Raw genomic sequence first — 19874 nt, forward strand, 5'->3', positions numbered from 1 at the left:
AAGCGCACTACTAACTTAACTCCCCATTTATACGCCTGAGCTTCCCCTCAGGCGTTTTTTATTCATACGATTTAACTTTCTTCAGACTTTGACATTCCTCAGACATACTTACGCCTATTGTTCATGTTTCGTTCATATTCACAGGGGTAATCTGAACACATAGACGAATAGAGAGGTCAAGTTTATGAATCGGATCATCGTTACAGCACTGGCACTGATTACAGGCCTTTTTGCTTTAGTATTTAGCCTCATCATGGCGATCCCATTGACCATCGCGGCACTGATTACCGGAAAACGTATTGAGAAGCGCGTCAAGTACATGCAGAAAGAGATGCAGCAAGAATATGAATTTAATACTGGAAAAGCAGACGCGATAGAAGGCGAATTTGAAGAAGTTCGCCGATAAGAGAATTAAAGTGTTTCTCAACCCCCTCCTCCCCAAAAGCTAACAAAGCTCCTGAGAAACTCCTTGCTTACACCCAGCCTTGAACAAGCTGGGTGCTTTTTTATGTTCTGGAAATCAAATTTATATCGTTACAACCACGCGCAGAGCCAACAACATAAGCACGACGCCAGACAAGCGATCGATCAACACCGCTTTTGAGCGAATACGATCAACCACTCGCGAGCTGGAGAGTACGATAGTAATGAACGTGTACCACAAACCGTCAACGATAAACGGCGTAGCAACAATGATCATTTGATTACTCAGATCATTACCCAGAGCAACGAACTGGCTAAATAAAGCGATAAAGAACAGTGCAATTTTAGGACTGAGAATAGAGATAAAAAAGCCTTCTCTTGCCGACTGTGCAACGGTGGTTTCCTGCCCAGATTCAAGCTTAGCCGCTACACCGCCTTTCGAACGCAGAGCATTAAACCCCAAATAGGCCAAGTACGCTGCCCCCGCCAAGCTGATCGCTTTAAACAGTAGCGGGCTTTGCTGTAAAACCACAGCCAAACCGATCAGAGTAATAAATGCATATATCCCGATACCAAATGCGTGTGCCCACGCTGTCGCCAACCCATTAAGACGGCCACCAGCCAAAGCGTGTTTAGCGACAATCGCCAAACTAGGCCCTGGAGACATAGCGCCCAACAAACATACGGTAAAAAGTGATAGCCAAACTGTTAGTGTCATAAAATCCTCTCCTCATTTGGTATCAATCTATCAAGTGAAGGGATATAAATAGAAATCAAAGTTTTTCATAAAGGTCATGACTTGAAATCATAACTTAATGAATAGAGTATTCCGATAGCTTCATCACTGTCCGAATTTGTTCTCTAACCCAACGATGGGCAGGATCGGTGTCGTATTTTGGATGCCACATCAACCAATATTCATGTGTCTGGGTTGCAAAAGGCAGTGGCTTATTGACTAAACGCCAATGCTTGGCAAGGTTCAGCGCAATATGTTCCGGCACGACCATAAGGTTGTCACTCGTTACCAGTCTGTTTACGGCTGCAGAGAAGAAAGGCACTTTAAATGCGATATGACGCTCCAGACCCATCTCTTTTAACGCTAGATCAGCACTGGAGTCCTTGTCACCACCTCCCGTCACCTTAATGTGCGAATAGCTGACGAGTTGCTTCGCGCTGATACTTTTACACTTAGCCAGCGGATGAGAATCTTTCATCAGACAAACCGAATTATCCGAGCCGATATTGATGCTCGATACGCCTTCTGGTTTGGAGGGGTACATAGAAGAAGCGATGTGAATGCCGAGCTCATGCAGTTTGTCCAGAAAGTCTGGCTGCCAAAGCCGATAAGCCATATCAAGTTGTGGCGCGAACTCACTGAGGTGCGACGCTATATCCGGTAGAACATATTGGGCAACGTAATCACTTGACGCAATCACGAGTTCTCCCTGCCAGTCTTTAGGTTCAAATGGCTTGTCATCCAAAAGATGGTCAAATTCCGCAAGTAACGCATCCAGTTTTTCTTTTAGCGCTATCGCTCTTGGTGTTGGAATCAGCTGATTACCCTGGCGAATAAGAAGTGGATCACCACACAGCTCGCGGAGTTGAGCCAGCTGACGACTCACCGCAGACTGCGTGATGTTCAGTCGCTGCGCAGTGCGGCTTACATGACACTCTTCGAGCAAAACATGCAAGGATCTCAGCAAGTTTAAATTGATGTGGTTTAGCATTGTTTATCCGATTGAATGGTACTTACGCCTGGCTTTGCCGATCACTTAACGAACTTATTCCCAGTGGTATTAAAAAACTCGGTTAATACAGTATGAGTCATGAGATGGCGAAGCTCAGGAAAGCGTTGAATTTGGTCTCTGACCTCATTCAGTCGGTTCATGTTGGGAACCTCGACAAAGACCATCATATCGGTTTCTCCGCTAATAGCATGACACCATTTCACCCCATCAATTTTATATAACTCATTTGCGTAAGATTCGCAGTAGTACGTTGAGGTGGAAGTATCGAACTTCAGAGCAAAATAGGCGCAGATTGAATCCCCTTCATTAGAGGCGATTTCTGCATGATAACCCAAGATAACTTTGTCATTTTCGAGCTTACGAATTCGAGCCGTCACCGCCGAGCGAGAGAGGTTCACTTTTTCTGCGATTTCAGTGACTGACAGCCGAGCATTGTGCCGGAGGATATCTATGATCTTGTGATCAAACTTGTCCATAAACTTACCGCTTCTTCCTTATTTTCTTCATTTTATAACGATTTTAAATGCATAAGAAACCAACATTTTGTTGGAATTATTTGAAACAACCGTCATATTGGCGGTGCAGTAACGCATTTTGTATTTGAGAACTCATTTATTCTTAGACTTCCCTTAGTTCGACACCGTCAGAGACCAGCATGGAACAGCTCAAAAAAGACATCTCACTTATATCCGGCATCGCCCAACTTTCCACCACATTGATGGGCACAGGTCTATTTATGATACCGGCGATTGCGGCAGGTATTGCAGGGCATTTTTCACTCTGGGCATGGATATTACTGTTCGCGGCAATTTGCCCGATTGCTCTGACGTTTGCTCAATTAGGTAAGCGATATCCCAACGCTGGCGGCACCGCTTTCTTTGTCCGAAAGGCCTTTAATGCAAAATTAGAAAGTAGTGTTGCCTGGCTGTTTGTCAGTGTGATCCCGGTGGGGATCCCAGCAGCTATCGCACTTGCCGCGGGTTTTCTCAAACAACTTCTGCCTGAGCCACTAAACAATGACTTATTCGCTCAAGTACTCACCATCGCGCTGCTGATATTGGTTAACTTGCTAGGAACAAAGTCATCAGGGCGTTTGCAAACAGTGATCGCACTGAGTGTATTTGCGCTGGTTGGTGCATTTCTATGGAAAGGAGAAATCAGCAGTGTTGATCTAACCATGCCTGCCGTCACAACCGACTCGATTTGGCCTATTACTTCAGCGCTTGCTGTGATGTTTTGGTGTTTTGTCGGCATAGAAGCATTTGCACACATGGGTGAAGAGTTTAAGAACCCACAACGCGACTTTCCTATCGCGATTATTGTCGGATGTTTCGTTGCTGGCGCAACCTATTGGGCATGTTCGGTTGTGATATTAAAGTTTGGCGCTTATGGCACCCCTCAGTTTGATAACGCCTCCATACCTTGGCTAAGTGCGCAGCTACTGGGAGACAGTGCCAAATGGATCATCAGCGTGATCGGCTTTTCTGCTTGTTTTGCCAGTGTCAATTTATACACTCAAAGCTTGTCCCGAATGGTCTGGAGTCAAGCTCGTGAATATCGTCCAGACAGCAAACTGGCGAAAGTCTCGCATCGGGGCGTTCCTTCCTCTGCAACATTGCTGGTTGGCTTCATCCTGTTTGTGTCCTGTGTGGCAGGTACACTATCTCAACTTGATTTAGAGTTTTTCCTTAAACTCGCGAACAGCATTTTTGTGCTGGTTTATCTGCTTGCCATGCTCGCGGCATACAAGCTGCTGCAAGGCGTTGGCAAAGCTCTGGCTGGAATTTCTCTGATTCTTTGCACTGGCGTCTTTATCTGCTTAGGTTGGTCCATGCTGTATGCGCTAACGATTTTTGTCCTGCTGTCATTGCCATGGAAGCAATTAAGATCAAAACGCGAATCAAAAGTGATTGAATAACCCCTTAAAACAGCTCAGACAAACGTTGTACAAGCGGATCAATTTCTTTTAAAGCCACGTTGCCATAACCGAGCACCACGCCATTCCAATCACGATCTTGGTAGCTTGGGTGCTCGTAATAACTTAATGGACGTAATACGATGCCGTCATTTTCGGCGCGTTTCGTCCATGTCAGTTCATCAATGCCCGTTCGCCATTTTAATGTTATATGCAGTCCGGCAGCCTGACTTATGACGCTTACTTTGCTTCCAAAATGTGCTTGGATTGAGAGGCACATCTGCTCATGTTTCGCTTTGTAAACCCGTCGCATTTTACGGATATGGCGCAGCAAACTCCCTTCAGCAATAAAATCAGCCATTGCCTCTTGGACGTGGCTGGGAGAATCGCCACTTAACGCATCTTTCACCATCAAACATTTATCTACCAGCGCTTCTGGAACCACAAGATATCCGAGCCTTAAACCGTTAAACATAACTTTGCTGAAAGAGCCAACGTAGAGAACGCGATCATCCCTACCCATTTGTGCGGCTAACCCTTGTAGACTGGTATACGGACGATGGGCGAACTGAAATTCACTGTCGTAGTCGTCTTCTAAAATCCAGGATGAATTCTGAACAGCCCAATCGATGATCTTCCCTCTCTGTTCGGTATTCAAAGTGGTGCCCATTGGGTACTGATTACTTGGTGTGATGTAGAGAGCATCCGCATCACTGCTCGTTACCACATCAATATCGAATCCATACTTTTCCTTCACCAACAGTGGTTCGAATTGATACTGCTGAAACTGAATTAACTTGCGCATTTGAGCGTAGCCAGGTTGCTCCATCAATACCTTGTCGCCTCGATTCAGAGTTGCCATTGTTGCAATACTCAGCGCTTGCTGAGCTCCAGAAGTAATGATGATTCGTTCAGGGGTACAATTAACCGAACGGCTTGAAGCTAAATAAGCCGATAAAGCACAACGAAGTGACCAGCTTCCTTGGATATATTGATTACCAAGCAAAGACGTCCGCGTCAGATGACGATTCAGATACTTCTGCCATCGGGCGCTAGGAAACGCGGCCAAGTCCGGAACTCCAGGGGCAAATGGCGCGTTAATGTCATATTTTATTAAAGGAGCTTTGGCGGACTTAACCGACACCTTTTCCGGCAAATACTGTTCGGGTAATTCTACTGCGACATAAAATCCTGAGCCCTGCTGGCTAATCAGATACCCTTCCGCAACTAATTGCTCGTATGCCGATATAACCGTATTTCTGCTCAGACTGAGTTCTTGAGATAGTTTACGTGTGGAAGGCAACTTTCCATTTTTAGGCCAAAGACCTTTGACGATCTTTTCCCGAATCGCAAAAAACACCGATTGCTGCAGCGTTCCATTGGCTGAACTTACACATAAATCACCCACATCAATCAAAGACAAACCGGATCCATCCATTGTTTAAAACTGGCTCTCTTTAAACTACCAGTTAGACGGTACATTGCAACTCGACACTGATAAAAAAAGATTGAGGTCCCAACTATGGGATGACGCCAAGGAGAGCAGTAATGTTATCAAGTACGAAAAGAACACAAATAAAGAAAGGCGCACATAAGGCGGTCTCCGAAGTTGAAAAACTGCATGCGATTATCGATGAAAGTTTGATTGCCCATATCGCGATCACCAATGAGTCAGGGCCGGTGGTGATTCCGATGCTGGCCTGGCGTGTGGGAGAGTTTGTCTATATTCATGGCGCGAACAACAGCAGGCTGCTGCGTACACTCAAACAAGGCGATCAAACCTGTCTCACTTTTACACTGTTCGATGGATGGGTACTGGCTCGCTCTGCGTTTCACCATAGTGCGCACTACCGCAGTGCCGTTGTATTTGGCCAATTTGAAATCGTGCCAGATAACCAAGAAAAAAATGATTTGTTGAACCATTTCATTGAGCAAATCGCACCAGGTAGAACCGAACAGATCAGGCTGAGCAGTGAAAAAGAGCTGAGCGCAACCATGCTGCTGCGTATCTCGCTTAAAGAAGCGTCTGTGAAGATAAGTAATTTTGGGGTGAATGATGATGCTGAGGATATGGATATTCCGGTCTGGGCCGGCGTACTGCCTTACCGAACTGTCGTTGGCCCTCTGGAAACCAGCCCAGATCTGTACGATGAAATTGCTACGCCGGATTACAGCAGTGCGTATTCAAATCGTTGGCATAGTTCTGAAACTGAAAACTAAGCAATAAGCATATTGCTTATCTAAACAGATCCCCTCAACCGCTGGCACCACCAGCGGTTTTGTTTTCAAATGTATCCAATAACACTGTTTTCCCGTATAACAAAAGGTTAAAACTGAAAGCGCTATTCTTTAGTGGTTGGGATGTAGAAAACGGGAGGCTCTCAATGTCAGACAAGGAAAAAAACTTACCTACGCATCGCATTTCCAGATTCGGTAAATTTGCTTCTCTTGCTACAAGAGTCGCCGGAAATGTGCTTGCTGAAGGTACTAAACAACTCGCCAAGGGCAACAAACCTAAAGCGAAAGACCTCCTGTTGACGCCTCAAAACATCACCAGACTGACCGATCAGCTTGCTCATTTACGCGGTGCCGCGATGAAACTCGGACAAATGTTGTCGATGGATGCGGGTGATATCCTCGAACCCGAGTTAGCCGATATTCTCTCAAGGTTGCGCTCTAATGCCGATCCAATGCCAGCCAAGCAGTTAAACGGCGTCATGGAAAACGCACTTGGTCCGAATTGGAAATCAGAGTTTCTTGCTTTCAACTTCAAGCCGATCGCCAGCGCTTCCATAGGACAAGTACATCAGGCATACAGTGATGCGGGCGACAAGCTTGCGGTGAAAGTCCAATACCCTGGTATTCGCAAAAGCATCAACAGTGACGTCGACAACGTTGGCACACTGCTTAAAGTCGTGGGTCTGATACCAGAATCTGTAGACTATAAAGGGCTGTTAGAAGAAGCGAAAAAACAGCTTCACGATGAAGCCAATTATTTACGTGAAGCACAGTTCGCCATACGTTATTACGAGGCACTAAAAGCACACCCGCACTTTGTTGTGCCAAAAATTCACCCAGAAAGCTCTTCACAATCAGTATTAGCGATGGAATATATCGAAGGGGTCCCAGTGGATACCATCGTAAACGCTGACCAAAGTACCCGTGATGCCGTCATGCACAACCTGCTCGAACTGCTTTTCCGCGAGCTATTCGACTTCAAAATGGTTCAGACCGACCCAAACTTTGCCAACTATTTATATCTTGAAGAAACCAAGCAAATCGGTCTGTTAGATTTTGGTGCCACTCGTGAATACAGTGAAAAATTCAGTTCTGGATATCGTCAGGCGTTCTCCGCGGTTATTAACCATGACGAACAAAGCCTGAACGAAGCTCTGGAGAAGATTGGTTTTTTCAGTCAAGACATCCTGCCAGAACAGAGAAAAGCAATTTGGGAACTGGTCAAGATGGCATGTGAACCCATGTTAGTTGATCAAGACTATGACTTTAAAGCCAGCGGCCTTGCTCAGAGGTTACGTGACGCAGGTAAGATCCTCAGCATGGAGCAGGATTACTGGCACACGCCACCAGCGGATGCCATTTTCCTTCACCGAAAAATAGCGGGGATGTATCTGCTGGCGGCACGAATTGGTGCCAAAGTGAACATTCGCAAATTAGTACAGCCTTATCTCAATATCAAAGTCGAGTAGCCTATTGTTTTTCTGTTACTTTCGCGTACTTTAGTTTTGTCGAACGTTTAACGCCATTCTTCGCTATTGTTATTAGTGAAGGTTCGAACACTATCTCTATTCTTTAAACGAACAAACTATCGGGGTGCTCGGTGAGCAAGTTTCAAGATCTCTCCATTCTCATACAACAAATTGGGCAAGCTGAAGAAGCGGATCAAGTCGCAACACTCAATGCGTCAATCGAAGAGGGTTTAGACCCCGGTTCCATCGCCCTGATTCTGGAAGCTTTCACCATCAATGATCGTGTTCGGTTATGGAGAGCGCTACCGCTAGAACTACATATTGATGTGCTGACTGAAATGCGTGCTGACGTGCGCTTTTCGATCATCAATGCACTATCCGAAGTCGAACTAAAACTGACGCTCGCCAAGCTAGACAACCTTTCTCTGATCGAGTGGGCAGACTCACTGCCAGAAGAAATCATTAATGAAGCACTGGCATTAATCGAGAAAGACGAGTTAGAGCTTTACGATCAAGCCAATGCTTATGAAGATGAAGAGATTGGCCGTTGGGCAGATCGAAAAATCGTTACCTTACCTTTTAACATTACGGTTGGTACTGCCAAGCAATTGATGGATCGTTACAGCTACGACATGCCGCAGCAGGTCTATTTGATTAACCGTAATAAACAGTTTCGTGGCACGGTTAACTATTTCGAAATTTTGCGTAGTGACTCCGATGTACGCTTGAAAAGCCTTTCGATAGAAGCAGTGACGGTCCTCGACAGTAAAATGTCGCTACCTGAAGCGGTAGAGGCGCTGGAGCATAGTACCCTTTCCGCTTTACCAGTAACCGATGCCGACCAAACATTGATCGGCGAAGTGGACTGGCAATTTGCCCTGAGTACTCAACGTGAAATCTACGAAGCCCGCTTGATGGCGGGTACCGGTATGGATGAAGGCGACGACTTATTTGCTCCGGTGATTAAAAGCTCCCAGAAACGTGGTGTGTGGTTAGGGATTAACTTAATGACTGCCATATTAGCCTCCGTCACGATTGGGCTATTTGAAGACGTGATCGCCCAAGTAGTGGCGCTGGCGGTATTAATGCCGATTGTCGCATCAATGGGTGGTATTGCGGGTAGCCAGACACTTACGCTAATGGTTCGCGCGATGGCACTGAATCAGATCACGCCCGGAAACCGTTTCAAGCTACTTAAAAACGAGTTGGGTATTGGCTCTCTAAACGGCATAGCGTGGGCAGTGATCATTGGTGGTTTGGCAGGATTATGGTTCCAATCCGCGATTCTTGGCGGAACCATTGCTCTGGCTATCGTCGTCAATATCATCACCGCAGCTGTGTTCGGTGTGTTGATTCCAATAATCTTGGACAAGTTAGAATTAGACCCAGCACTTGCGGGGTCGGTGATTTTGACTACCGTAACTGACGTTGTTGGCTTTTTTGCCTTTTTAGGCACCGCTAGCCTGGTTTTGTTGTAGGAAATTAGTACTAATTTATTAATCAATCATTAGCATAATAATGAAAAATTGCATATCGCAGTTGCAAATTGCGAATATTATCGGAGTTTAGGCAACGTCACTCACAGAAACCACGCTTTTTAGTGGATTTAAAAGTTGGCACGCTAGATGCATTGTTTAAAGCGACCCTTCTTAAGCCGAGGGTCACCTAGCCAACTGACGTTGTTAGTGAACTCAACTTTGTTCATATATATAAGCCAATCGCACTGTTTGCGGTTGGCTCTTTTTTTATCTATCTTCGCTAAATCCAATTACCCTCTGGTTTCACCGTTTCATACAGGGACAAAACGGACAAAATGACATTTTCGTTATTTGGTCATAAGTCTCATTAAATTCATCGCGCTTGGAAATTCGTTATTGGGTTGGGCATACTTTCCTCACCCCCAAGTATGAAGTATTACCCATGACGTCATTAAGCCAAGTAGAACCCCTATTTCTAGAATTCATGCAGCAAGAAATGCAAATTGATGCCGCTCACGATCTCAGCCACGTAAAGCGTGTCGCCAAAACAGCTAAAAAGCTCGCTGAGCAAGAGGGAGCTCAATTGGAAGTCGTATTGCCCGCTGCCTATTTGCATGACTGCTTTACTTACCCAAAAGATCACCCTAACCGTAAGCAAAGCTCCGCGATTGCAGCTAAAAAGGCCATCGCATTTTTGGAAAGTATCGACTACCCACGTCATTTCCACGACGATATCGCCCACGCGATAGAAGCACACAGTTTCAGCGCTAATATTCGTCCCAACACATTAGAAGCCAAGATTGTGCAGGATGCTGATCGTCTGGATGCTCTGGGTGCAATTGGCGTAACACGCTGCATTCAGGTCAGTACTCAGTTCGAGGCCAAACTGTATGATCATCAAGATATGTTTGCGGAAGAACGCGAACTGGATGATCAACAATTTACTCTGGATCATTTTCAAACCAAGCTATTTAGAATCGTCGATACCATGAACACCACCTCCGCTAAAGAGGAGGCACAAAGACGCAAAGCATTTATGCAAAGCTATCTAGGTCAATTACGCGAAGAGGTCGCAGAGTAAATGTCAGAAAGTTATGCCCTGATTAAGGAGCTTAAACGTCAGCTGAGACTCTCTGGTTTGCACTACGCAGACGTTGCACAGCATTTAGAGTTAAGCGAAGGAAGCGTAAAAAGGCTGCTTGCTGAAGGGCATCACATTAGTCTCGAGCGGCTTGAGCGCATCTGCCAACTGATTGGGTTAGACATGGCCGAGCTGTTTAAGCTCGCCGCTTCACACAATAAAGGGCTGGAATCACTCACTCTGGATCAAGAAAAACAACTCGTTGAAGACAAAGCATTACTGCTGGTCGCTATATGTGTTGTGAATGGCTATCAATTTGAGCAAATTATTGAACAATATACGTTTAATGAACCAGAGCTAATACAAAAGTTAGCCCAGCTCGATCGGCTTAAGATCATCGACTTACTCCCTGGCAACAAAATCCGTTTACGTATCTCCCCGACGTTTAACTGGCAGATTGGTGGCCCAATCCAGCGCTTCTTTCAACAGCAAGTTCAGGAAGCCTTCTTCCAAAGTTACTTTTCTGCAGAAGGTGAAAAGCTGGCAATGGCCACTGGGTTGATGAGTATACCGACCAACAAGAAGCTTCAGCAGAAGCTACAAAAAGTGATCGATGAATTTTATCAGGCTTGTCAGAGTGACAATTCATTAGAGATGGATGAAAAACACGGTACCTCTCTGGTTATCGCGATGCGTCGCTGGACGTTTCCTTTGTTTAAACCCTGGGAACGCACTCCGAATCAATAGTAATAAAAATGGTAACCTTAGTGAGTAAAGTTACATAAATAGCCACTATAGGTAACACATTACGTTACTACATCTAAACAACTGGCTTATCTATCGGGAAGACATAAAGTGCATCCATCTAGTTTGATGATGTGCATATGGAGCCAGCATGTTTTTGTCTAAACGCTTTTTCCCATTTTTCGTCACGCAGTGTCTTGGGGCATTGAATGACAACGTTTATAAAAATGTTCTTTTATTAATGGTCACCTACAGTCTGATTGATTCATTACCCGTTTCCGTCAACCTGTTTGTCAATCTTGCTGCGGGTCTGTTTATCCTGCCCTTCTTTTTATTTTCAGCGCATGCTGGTGCAGTCGCGGATAGTATGGACAAAGCCAAGTTGATACGCCGTCTGAAGCTTATCGAAGTGCTGATCATGGCCTGTGCCGCCACTGCCATCATGACTGAAAATGCCCTGTTAATGTTAGTGTTGTTATTTTTAACCGGAACACAATCCGCCTACTTCGGTCCAGTGAAATACGCTTTACTGCCTCAAGCCTTAAAAGCCAGTGAACTTGTCAAAGGTAATGCCTGGGTTGAAATGGGGACCTTTTTATCCATTCTGGTTGGTACGTTAACCGCCGGACTTTTACTCGCGATGCCAAACGGCACACTTATCGCCTCGTGCCTTGTTTTGTTCCTTTCGATAATGGGTTTCATCAGTAGCGTGAATATTCCTGCGTTGCCAAGCCACTCCAATCAGAAAGTAAAGTTCAAGCCAATTTCTGGCCTGAAAAAGACGCTAAACGTCGCACAAAAACAGCGTGGAATCTGGATGTCGATTCTGGCAATAAGTTGGTTTTGGTTTATGGGTGCGACCTATCTTACACAATTCCCAAACTTCGCCCGCGAGCATCTCTTTGCCGATAGTACCGTCGTATCTTTGTTACTTGCGCTATTTTCTATTGGCATCGCCACGGGATCTTGGTTGTGTCAAAAGCTCTCTTTTGATCATGTTGAGCTCGGAATTCTGCCATTTGGAATTCTGGGACTAACGTTATTTGGACTCGATTTATTGTGGGCAGTACCCTCACACAGCCTATCACCTGCGCAGTATTACAGTGTCGAAAGTTTCATTTCAGAATCTAAACACGTTCGAGTGATGATGGATTTGTTCTTCGTCGGAGTCAGTGGTGGGATATTTATCGTTCCGCTCTACTCGTTCATCCAGTCTCGTTCTAACCAAGGCGAGTGCGCGCGTTCAATCGCTGCAAACAACATCATGAATGCCTTATTCATGGTCGGGTCAGCATTAGTGTCCATATTCGTACTTAGCGTGTTATCCCTGTCCGTTGTAGAGCTCTTCGCTATCATGGCGGTTGGTAATTTCTTCGTCGCTATTTATGTCTATCGCCAAGTGCCTGAATTTACGCAGCGCTTTATCAGCTATTTGCTTAGCCACTGTATGTACCGCGTTTCTGTAGAGGGGCGTCAGCATATCCCAGAAACAGGAGCGGCATTAATCGTAGCCAATCATGTCAGTTATGTAGATGCGCTGATTCTGATGGGGACCTCTACTCGCCCTGTTCGTTTTGTGATGGATAAATCGATCAGTGAAATGCCTGTTCTTAAATACGTGTTCCGTCATGCGGGCGTTATTCCAATTTGCTCTCCTCGCAAGTGCACCGAAACCTACAAGCAAGCCTTTGAGCAAATCGAGCAGGCATTACATAACGAAGAAGTCGTTTGTATTTTCCCCGAAGGCCGTTTGACCTCAGATGGTGAACTCGGCGAGTTTCGACCTGGAGTGGAAAAAATCCTCAAGCGTTCACCAGTCCCTGTGATACCAATGGCGTTGAAAGGACTGTGGGGGTCATTTTTCAGCCATAAAGGTGGACACGCACTCACTAAAAGACCAAAACGTTTCTGGTCCAAAATTGAAGTCAAAATTGGTCAAGTACTGGGCCCTGTTCAGCTCGATCGCCACAAGTTACAGCAAGAAGTTCAGGAATTGCTGATAAATCAGAAGTAGTTACACCTAATTTAGAGTAGGATACCTAAAGCAGATTGACCTTGCCGATGTCCTAACTCTAGTCGGTCAATATGCGGAGTCGTCATTGGAGATATTATGAAAATCATCATTCTACATGGTCTTTATATGCACGGGCTGGTGATGCAGCCTCTTAGCCAAAAACTGCGTAAATTGGGTTACGAAACCCAAGTGCTAAGTTACAACACGGTATCGATTAATGAAGATACACTGTTTAATACTATTGACCATGCACTCAATCCACTGACGACCAATGTACTGGTTGGGCACAGCTTGGGTGGCTTGATGATTAAGCGTTATTTGGCAAATAGAAAACCAACCACCAGTTTGATTTCTCACGTTATCGCCATTGGCTCGCCTTTAAAAGGAGCGTCGATTGTTTCACGTATCCAAGACCTTGGCTTGGGCGCACTTTTAGGTAACTCGCCTCATCACGGTTTAAACAAACACGACGACGTCTGGGACTTTCCCCAAAAGCTTGGAAGTATCGCTGGCACGGTCCCTATCGGGGCTCGTCCTCTGCTTATTCGCGGTGATAATACCATGTCAGACGGCACGGTAACGGTGGACGAAACCCGCTTGGAAGGCATGCAAGATCATATTGAGGCAAAACAAACACATACTAGCCTGATCTACAACACTTTCGTCCCTGAGCAAATTGATCACTTTATTCGCACCGACTTTTTTCGTCGATAGCACATTTTTATGTAATAAAAGCGCAATCTGCTTCCCAAAATATCGTTAAATCAGTACTATCCCTTGGTCAGTCTTAGTTAAAAAAGACTTGGCTAAATTTTAATTGTTCTCAGGGCGGGGCGAAATTCCCCACCGGCGGTATACTCTTTTGAGTGAGCCCGCGAGCGCTCGATTCGTCGAGGTCAGCAGATCTGGTGAGATGCCAGAGCCGACGGTTATAGTCCGGATGAAAGAGAATAAGAATACACCAGTACGCTTGCTCGATTCGTTGAGAGGAACTGGTGCATTTCTTTTTGATCGCATTTTACAGCGAGCTCTCATACCGCCCTGATTCTGGTCATATTTAGGAGTTAACCATGAATCAGTCATCGCTACTTGCCGAATTCGGCGACCCAATTACTCGCGTTGAAAACGCACTTACCGCACTACAAGAAGGCCGTGGTGTGCTTCTGCTTGATGATGAAGACCGTGAAAATGAAGGCGACATCATCTACTCAGTGGAACATCTGACTAACGAACAAATGGCACTGATGATCCGTGAGTGCAGTGGTATCGTGTGTCTTTGTCTGACGGATACTCAAGCAGACAAGCTGGAACTTCCACCAATGGTTGTGAACAACAACAGCGCAAACCAAACCGCATTTACGGTTTCGATTGAAGCGAAAGTTGGCGTAACGACAGGTGTCTCTGCGGCAGACCGTGTTACCACTATCAAGACAGCGGCAAATCCACATGCGAAGCCTGAAGATCTTGCACGTCCTGGCCACGTCTTTCCTTTGCGCGCTCGCCCAGGTGGCGTGATGACTCGCCGCGGACATACCGAAGGCACGATTGATCTGATGCAAATGGCAGGGTTACAGCCTGCGGGCGTATTGTGCGAAGTGACCAATCCAGATGGCACGATGGCGAAAACACCAGAGCTCGTTGCATTTGGGCGTCTTCATAACATGCCGGTTCTTACCATTGAAGATATGGTCGCATACCGTAATCAGTTCGATTTGAAGCTGGCATAACGCCCACCCCATTTTATTTGAAAGCCGTGCAATTGCGCGGCTTTTTTGATCGATATCTAATCTACAGAGTAACACTATACTGACTAAGGTGAACAAATAAGGATATCGGAGCATGAAAGGAAGAATAAAGAACTTGGTCTTACTCGGGCTACTCAGTCTGAGTTCTACAGCCTTTGCTGCTAGCTGCCCGGATATTCTTAAGGGCAAACAAAGGTTACTCAACTCCACTGATGAAATTGATTTGTGTGAGCAATTTAAAGGGAAGACATTGCTCGTCGTCAACACCGCCAGTCAATGCGGATTTACGCCGCAGTTCGAACAGTTAGAATCGCTTTACCAAACGTACAAAGATAAAAATTTCGCGGTTATAGGCTTTCCAAGCAATGACTTTAACCAAGATAAAGGCAGCGAAGAGAATTCCGCAAAAATTTGCTACCTCGATTATGGGGTCACCTTTCCGATGATGGCTAGAAGCTCAGTGATGGGCAGCGATGCAAATCCAGTATTCAGCGAAATCAGCCAACAAGCCGGTATCACGCCAAGATGGAACTTCTATAAGTTTCTGATTAGTAAAGAAGGCAAAGTCATTGCGACATTCCCAAGTTCGACATCTCCTACAAGTACTACGCTTACTAATATGATTGAACAACAACTGTAGGACTGCAATCATGACCACCACACGCTCTACCATGTTACGGCTGGGCTATTTAGGACTCATTCCATTCTTACTTAGTTTGCTGCTCATTATTACTGACACCACTTTATTTAATTTAAGTGGTCATCAATTCTTTATTGCCTACAGTGCGGTTATCTTAAGCTTCTTGTCGGGCGTGTTATGGGGTAATGGAATCGACCATTACTACCACCGATTGAGTCGCAATATTTTGGTGCTGAGTAACCTGTTTGTTTTACTCGCATGGGGTGCCCTGCTGCAGGGACACACTCACTACGTCACCGCCATTCTTCTCCTGGCCGCAGGCTACATTGCCGTTTGGTTCTCTGAAAAATTGATTAGGAAGGTAGAACAGGAAATCGACCCAAAAGGTTATCAGGGAATGCGTGGAAAACTCACCTGCGGGGTCTTGTTGATGCATGGCATCGTGCTGTTTGCTTGATGATGACACAAAATAAATGGCGACATGATTGTCGCCATTTTTCCTAAGTTTTTATCCTTAAAGAGTCAGCAGATAATTAACTAGCTGGTTATACTCATCGTAAGAACTGATTTCGTTGGGAATGACAATGTACTTGTTGTTCACAATCACACCCGGCACTCCTGTCAACGTGCTTGCTTTGAACTCTTGGTCGAAACGCTTTTGCATCGAGTTCACAGCAAAGCTGTTGTACGCTGCGTCAAACTTTTTACCGTCTACACCATAATCAGTGAAGACTTGTTTTAGTTCAGCTTCGTCTTTAGGTGCCGCACGCTTTTGGTGGATCTGAGCAAACATCACCGGAATCATCTTATCTTCGACCCCTAGAGATACCATCGTTGCGTAAGACTTCGCCATAGGAACTGCCATGTTCCCACCCATAAATGAAACATGGATTTTCTCAAATCGCGCGTCTTCAGGTAAGGCTGGTTTCAAGTTCTCAACCAAGCTTTCAAATTTATAACAGTGCGGGCAGTAAAAAGAGAAAAACTCTGTCACTGTCGGTTTCGCCGCCTTCTCTGCATCCAGCACTTTGTAGTGTTTTCCCTCTTCAAACTGGGCTGCATGAACCGTAATCGCAAGTAAAAGGGTGCTGCATAGCGCAAGTAATTTCTTCATTGTTTGTTTCCTTTAGACAGCAGTCTGCCGTCTTACTTAAATCAATTAGTCGTTGTATTTAGATTAGAAGAAAATCAAACAATGGGAGGTCGATACGGCTGGTAGATCACCGATACCGCTTTTACGGCAGGAGATTTACCAATAAGCGCAAGCCGGTGAGGAAAGCGCATCAGACTATTGTGCGGCAAGGTTACAGGCACCTTCACAATACATGAAGAACTGCAACTGGTGTGTTGGTCTTTCCCTGACGTGAGCACTCGTTCATTCTCTGAGGACTCAATACAGTCAGTATTAACCCCAAGCTGAGCCTGAAGCTCTTTCAATGGAACCTGATTACTGTGATTCTGACTTGGTATGGTCTCTGCTTGTACATTAGGCGCAAGGCTCGTTAGCAGCATGGCTACCAAGCAAGTTAATGTCATCATCAATGTACGGTTAAAGGTACGCATACCAACATCTTCAAAAGTAGGATAATTTTCATCATACAGAAACGTTCTGTTCATACAAGCGTCAACACTAACCCATTACTTATACAACTGATTATTTTTCCTTTTTTACCGTCTTGTAGCTGATAAAACTTGAATTCAGTATGAAACCTTAGTAATAGTTAGGGTAGTTTTTGTACAAACAAGGAAAAAATTAATGCTTAAAAAAAGATTTTTTAAAACCAAAGATGAAGTTGAAGTCACCTTTGAACTTGATAAAGAGCAGCGTGAATCCGTAAAAATTGCGGGAGACTTTAACAACTGGCAGCCAGAACCAATGAAACTGGTTAAAACCAGCGGCCAGTTTAAGTTTAAGACTCGCTTACCAAAGGAACAAAACATTCAATTCCGCTACCTGCTAAATGAAGCTGAATGGGAAAACGACCCACAAGCCGATGCCTACGTTCCGAATGGTTTTGGCAGTGACAACAGCGTCGTTTGCACCAGCGAGCAAACCGCTTAACGTTAACATCAATCATCATTTTTCAGGCGCACTTGTTGCGCCTTTTTTATTTGAAACTCAATTGTCACTGGCTCTCTCCACGATAGATCGTACTCGCCCTTCTCAATCCTGTTCTTGCTATTCACAAATGTTTCACGCCTGACCTATTAATCTCGCCACTAGCTTGGGGCACGTCGAAACCAGGCATGCATTTATCAATAAGCAGTATTGGAACTCTATTTTGAAACCAGGAAAAACAGGTATTCGCCGAGTCATGGACGCGACCGGATATTCATTACAAGGATTGAAAGCCGCTTGGATTAATGAAGCTGCGTTTAGACAAGAATTACTCCTTTCCGTCATTCTCTCGATAAGCGCATTCTTCTTGCCCGTCACAACCTTAGAACGAGTGCTGATGATCGGCAGTTTATTTTTGGTCTTAATCGTCGAATTAATTAATTCCGCCGTAGAAGCGGTTGTTGACCGTGTCAGCGACGAATGGCACGTACTAAGTGGCCGTGCTAAAGACATTGGATCTGCGGCCGTATTTGTTGCACTACTACTCGTCCTGTTTGTCTGGGCGTCATTTTTGCTTTAGTTTTTTGTAAGGCAGTTATTTATGAAGACAGTTGATTTACAACGAGAAGGGATCTCTTACGTTACCTTTTCTTTTTTATTAGCGTTTTATTTTGCGCTTGTTGTCAATATCCCGATTTACAAAGAGCTCATTGGGATTCTATCTAGCCTCGATAACGTTAAAGTCGGGTTTGTTGTTACCATCCCAATTTTCTTTATCGCTGCACTTAACTTCCTTTTCAATTTGTTTAGCTGGCCGTGGATAGGGAAACCGTTTTTTATCCTACTGCTCATTCTATCGAGCATGGTGAGCTACGCGAGTTACAACTATGGCACACTGTTCGACTACGGCATGATCGCCAATATTGTTGAAACAGATACCAGCGAAGCCAGCTCCTACTTCAGTGCGTATTCCGCTTTGTGGGTGCTATTAATGGGTATCGTACCTGCGCTGGTAGTAGCCAATACCAAGTTGCGTCCGTTGAGCGGCCAATGTTTGCACTTTTCTATCACCAAGTTGGTGTCTATGATCGCCTCTCTTGCTGTTATTGCGGGCATTGCAGCGTTGTATTATCAAGACTATGCATCGGTAGGCAGAAACAACAGTTATCTGAAAAAGATGATCATCCCGACTCAGTTCGTCTATAGCGCAGCCGGATACGTGAAAAAAACTTACCTTACCGAACCAGAGCCTTATCGCGAGATTGGTACCGAGGCCAAACAGTCCGCAGCAGCCTTAACACAAGCTCAGAAAAAGCCAACGCTGTTAGTCTTTGTTGTCGGTGAGACTGCTCGCTCTCAAAATTATCAACTCAATGGGTATGAGCGAAAAACTAACCCCTACACCAGCAAGCTAGACGTGATTTCCTTTCAGGATTTTGCTTCCTGCGGCACCGCAACAGCGGTATCGCTTCCGTGTATGTTTTCCCAACTGACACACCACAACTTCGACCGCAGCAAAGCAGACAACCAAGACAATGTGTTAGATATTATGCAACGAGCGGGCATAGACGTGATGTGGAAAGAAAACGATGGCGGTGATAAGCACGTTGCCCATAAAGTCAAAAAGATCGCGGTAGACAGAGCGAAGACCGATCAATGGTGTAATGGCACTACTTGCTATGATATGGCGCTTCTCGACAACTTTGAGCAAGAAATAGATAGTATGGAGGGTAACCGAGTCGTCACGCTGCACCTTATCGGCAGCCATGGTCCAACCTACTTTCAGCGATATCCGAAAGACAAAGCGTTCTTCCAACCAGATTGCCCTCGCGCCGATATCGAAAACTGTAGTGTCGAACAAATAGTCAATAGCTATGACAACACCATCCGCTACACAGACTATGTACTAGAACAGACCATCGATAAACTCACGACATTGGAAGACAAATACAACACGGCTTTGGTTTACATCTCTGACCATGGCGAATCTCTGGGTGAAAGCGGTATGTTCCTGCATGGCATGCCTTACAGCCTTGCACCAGACACCCAAAAGCGTGTGCCTTTTATGATGTGGATGTCACCAAACTTTAAGCAGGCAAAGCAGATTAATACAGACTGTTTGAGCCAAGCAGCGCAAAGCGTGGGTAAATACTCTCAGGATAATGTCTTCCACTCGTTGTTAGGCATTATGGATGTTAAAACCAGCGCGTACGACGGTGCACTGGACATTTTCAAAACATGTCGCACGCCAAATGCCTGAGAGATAAGTCATTACCGCTGGGTAATTAAGCCAGAACCTTAAGCCTGACCACAAATTGTG

Annotated in this window: 21 protein-coding genes and 1 riboswitch; of the genes, 15 read left to right on the forward strand and 6 right to left on the reverse strand. The window is 45.2% G+C overall.

Translation table 11 applies throughout. The annotated features are described in order from the left end of the window. The first annotated feature begins 184 nt into the window (after window positions 1-184). Window positions 185-406 (forward strand): hypothetical protein, encoded by a 222-nt coding sequence (locus VER99_RS16910; RefSeq protein ID WP_014233763.1) that lies wholly within the window; start codon window positions 185-187, stop codon window positions 404-406. A 120-nt stretch (window positions 407-526) separates the two neighbouring features. Here the strand turns inward: VER99_RS16910 and VER99_RS16915 are convergent, their stop codons facing one another. The 3 genes from VER99_RS16915 to VER99_RS16925 all read right to left on the reverse strand — a co-directional run bounded on the left by VER99_RS16915 (window position 527) and on the right by VER99_RS16925 (window position 2647). After that, window positions 527-1141 carry a LysE family translocator gene (locus tag VER99_RS16915; protein ID WP_020334140.1) on the reverse strand — a complete coding sequence of 205 codons (615 nt, stop codon included), beginning with the start codon at window positions 1139-1141 and terminating at the stop codon, window positions 527-529. 94 nt (window positions 1142-1235) lie between these two features. After that, window positions 1236-2150 carry a LysR family transcriptional regulator gene (locus tag VER99_RS16920; RefSeq protein ID WP_014233761.1) on the reverse strand — a complete coding sequence of 305 codons (915 nt, stop codon included), beginning with the start codon at window positions 2148-2150 and terminating at the stop codon, window positions 1236-1238. A 41-nt stretch (window positions 2151-2191) separates the two neighbouring features. Further along, window positions 2192-2647, reverse strand: coding sequence for an Lrp/AsnC family transcriptional regulator (locus VER99_RS16925; RefSeq protein ID WP_014233760.1), 456 nt, complete (start codon window positions 2645-2647; stop codon window positions 2192-2194). 179 nt (window positions 2648-2826) lie between these two features. On the opposite strand from VER99_RS16925, the gene yjeH reads away from it, so the two are divergent. Beyond that, window positions 2827-4089, forward strand: a complete 1263-nt coding sequence (gene yjeH, locus VER99_RS16930; protein ID WP_014233759.1) for an L-methionine/branched-chain amino acid transporter — start codon at window positions 2827-2829, stop codon at window positions 4087-4089. A gap of 4 nt (window positions 4090-4093) precedes the next feature. On the opposite strand, the gene pdxR is transcribed toward yjeH, so the two are convergent. After that, window positions 4094-5524 carry a MocR-like pyridoxine biosynthesis transcription factor PdxR gene (gene pdxR / locus VER99_RS16935; protein ID WP_020334139.1) on the reverse strand — a complete coding sequence of 477 codons (1431 nt, stop codon included), beginning with the start codon at window positions 5522-5524 and terminating at the stop codon, window positions 4094-4096. 110 nt (window positions 5525-5634) lie between these two features. Between pdxR and VER99_RS16940 the strand changes: the two genes are divergently transcribed. The 10 genes from VER99_RS16940 (at window position 5635) to VER99_RS16985 (ending at window position 15952) form a co-directional block, all read left to right on the forward strand. Next, window positions 5635-6306 carry a pyridoxamine 5'-phosphate oxidase family protein gene (locus tag VER99_RS16940; RefSeq protein WP_020334138.1) on the forward strand — a complete coding sequence of 224 codons (672 nt, stop codon included), beginning with the start codon at window positions 5635-5637 and terminating at the stop codon, window positions 6304-6306. A 164-nt stretch (window positions 6307-6470) separates the two neighbouring features. Beyond that, window positions 6471-7793: an ABC1 kinase family protein gene (locus VER99_RS16945; protein ID WP_020334137.1), complete on the forward strand. Its 1323-nt coding sequence runs from the start codon at window positions 6471-6473 to the stop codon at window positions 7791-7793. 131 nt (window positions 7794-7924) lie between these two features. Then, on the forward strand, window positions 7925-9271 hold the full coding sequence (locus VER99_RS16950; RefSeq protein ID WP_014233755.1) for a magnesium transporter: 1347 nt from the start codon (window positions 7925-7927) through the stop codon (window positions 9269-9271). Between the two features lie 442 nt (window positions 9272-9713). Next, window positions 9714-10352, forward strand: a complete 639-nt coding sequence (locus VER99_RS16955; protein ID WP_020334136.1) for an HD domain-containing protein — start codon at window positions 9714-9716, stop codon at window positions 10350-10352. Next, window positions 10353-11099: a helix-turn-helix domain-containing protein gene (locus VER99_RS16960; RefSeq protein WP_020334135.1), complete on the forward strand. Its 747-nt coding sequence runs from the start codon at window positions 10353-10355 to the stop codon at window positions 11097-11099. Between the two features lie 148 nt (window positions 11100-11247). Beyond that, complete coding sequence (locus tag VER99_RS16965; protein ID WP_020334134.1) at window positions 11248-13110, forward strand: MFS transporter; 1863 nt, start codon at window positions 11248-11250, stop codon at window positions 13108-13110. A gap of 96 nt (window positions 13111-13206) precedes the next feature. Continuing rightward, window positions 13207-13824 (forward strand): lipase family protein, encoded by a 618-nt coding sequence (locus tag VER99_RS16970; protein WP_020334133.1) that lies wholly within the window; start codon window positions 13207-13209, stop codon window positions 13822-13824. Between the two features lie 101 nt (window positions 13825-13925). Further along, window positions 13926-14066, forward strand: a riboswitch (FMN riboswitch). Between the two features lie 114 nt (window positions 14067-14180). Continuing rightward, window positions 14181-14837 (forward strand): 3,4-dihydroxy-2-butanone-4-phosphate synthase, encoded by a 657-nt coding sequence (ribB, locus tag VER99_RS16975; RefSeq protein ID WP_014233750.1) that lies wholly within the window; start codon window positions 14181-14183, stop codon window positions 14835-14837. 112 nt (window positions 14838-14949) lie between these two features. Continuing rightward, window positions 14950-15495, forward strand: coding sequence for a glutathione peroxidase (locus VER99_RS16980; RefSeq protein WP_020334131.1), 546 nt, complete (start codon window positions 14950-14952; stop codon window positions 15493-15495). A gap of 10 nt (window positions 15496-15505) precedes the next feature. After that, entirely contained in the window at window positions 15506-15952 is a 447-nt protein-coding gene (locus VER99_RS16985; protein ID WP_014233748.1) for a DUF3429 domain-containing protein, read from the forward strand. A gap of 57 nt (window positions 15953-16009) precedes the next feature. On the opposite strand, the gene VER99_RS16990 is transcribed toward VER99_RS16985, so the two are convergent. Continuing rightward, the gene (locus VER99_RS16990) at window positions 16010-16609 is read right to left on the reverse strand and encodes a thiol:disulfide interchange protein DsbA/DsbL (protein WP_020334130.1); all 600 of its coding nucleotides are present in this window, start codon (window positions 16607-16609) and stop codon (window positions 16010-16012) included. 74 nt (window positions 16610-16683) lie between these two features. After that, the gene (locus tag VER99_RS16995) at window positions 16684-17112 is read right to left on the reverse strand and encodes a hypothetical protein (protein ID WP_020334129.1); all 429 of its coding nucleotides are present in this window, start codon (window positions 17110-17112) and stop codon (window positions 16684-16686) included. A 139-nt stretch (window positions 17113-17251) separates the two neighbouring features. Between VER99_RS16995 and VER99_RS17000 the strand changes: the two genes are divergently transcribed. The 3 genes from VER99_RS17000 (at window position 17252) to VER99_RS17010 (ending at window position 19814) form a co-directional block, all read left to right on the forward strand. Beyond that, window positions 17252-17557: an isoamylase early set domain-containing protein gene (locus VER99_RS17000; protein WP_014233745.1), complete on the forward strand. Its 306-nt coding sequence runs from the start codon at window positions 17252-17254 to the stop codon at window positions 17555-17557. Window positions 17558-17777: 220 nt separating this feature from the next. After that, window positions 17778-18134, forward strand: coding sequence for a diacylglycerol kinase (locus tag VER99_RS17005; protein WP_014233744.1), 357 nt, complete (start codon window positions 17778-17780; stop codon window positions 18132-18134). Between the two features lie 21 nt (window positions 18135-18155). Next, window positions 18156-19814 (forward strand): phosphoethanolamine transferase, encoded by a 1659-nt coding sequence (locus VER99_RS17010; protein ID WP_020334127.1) that lies wholly within the window; start codon window positions 18156-18158, stop codon window positions 19812-19814. Window positions 19815-19874 lie beyond the last annotated feature (60 nt).

The sequence above is a fragment of the Vibrio natriegens NBRC 15636 = ATCC 14048 = DSM 759 genome (genome assembly GCF_035621455.1).
Classification (GTDB): Bacteria; Pseudomonadota; Gammaproteobacteria; order Enterobacterales; family Vibrionaceae; genus Vibrio; species Vibrio natriegens.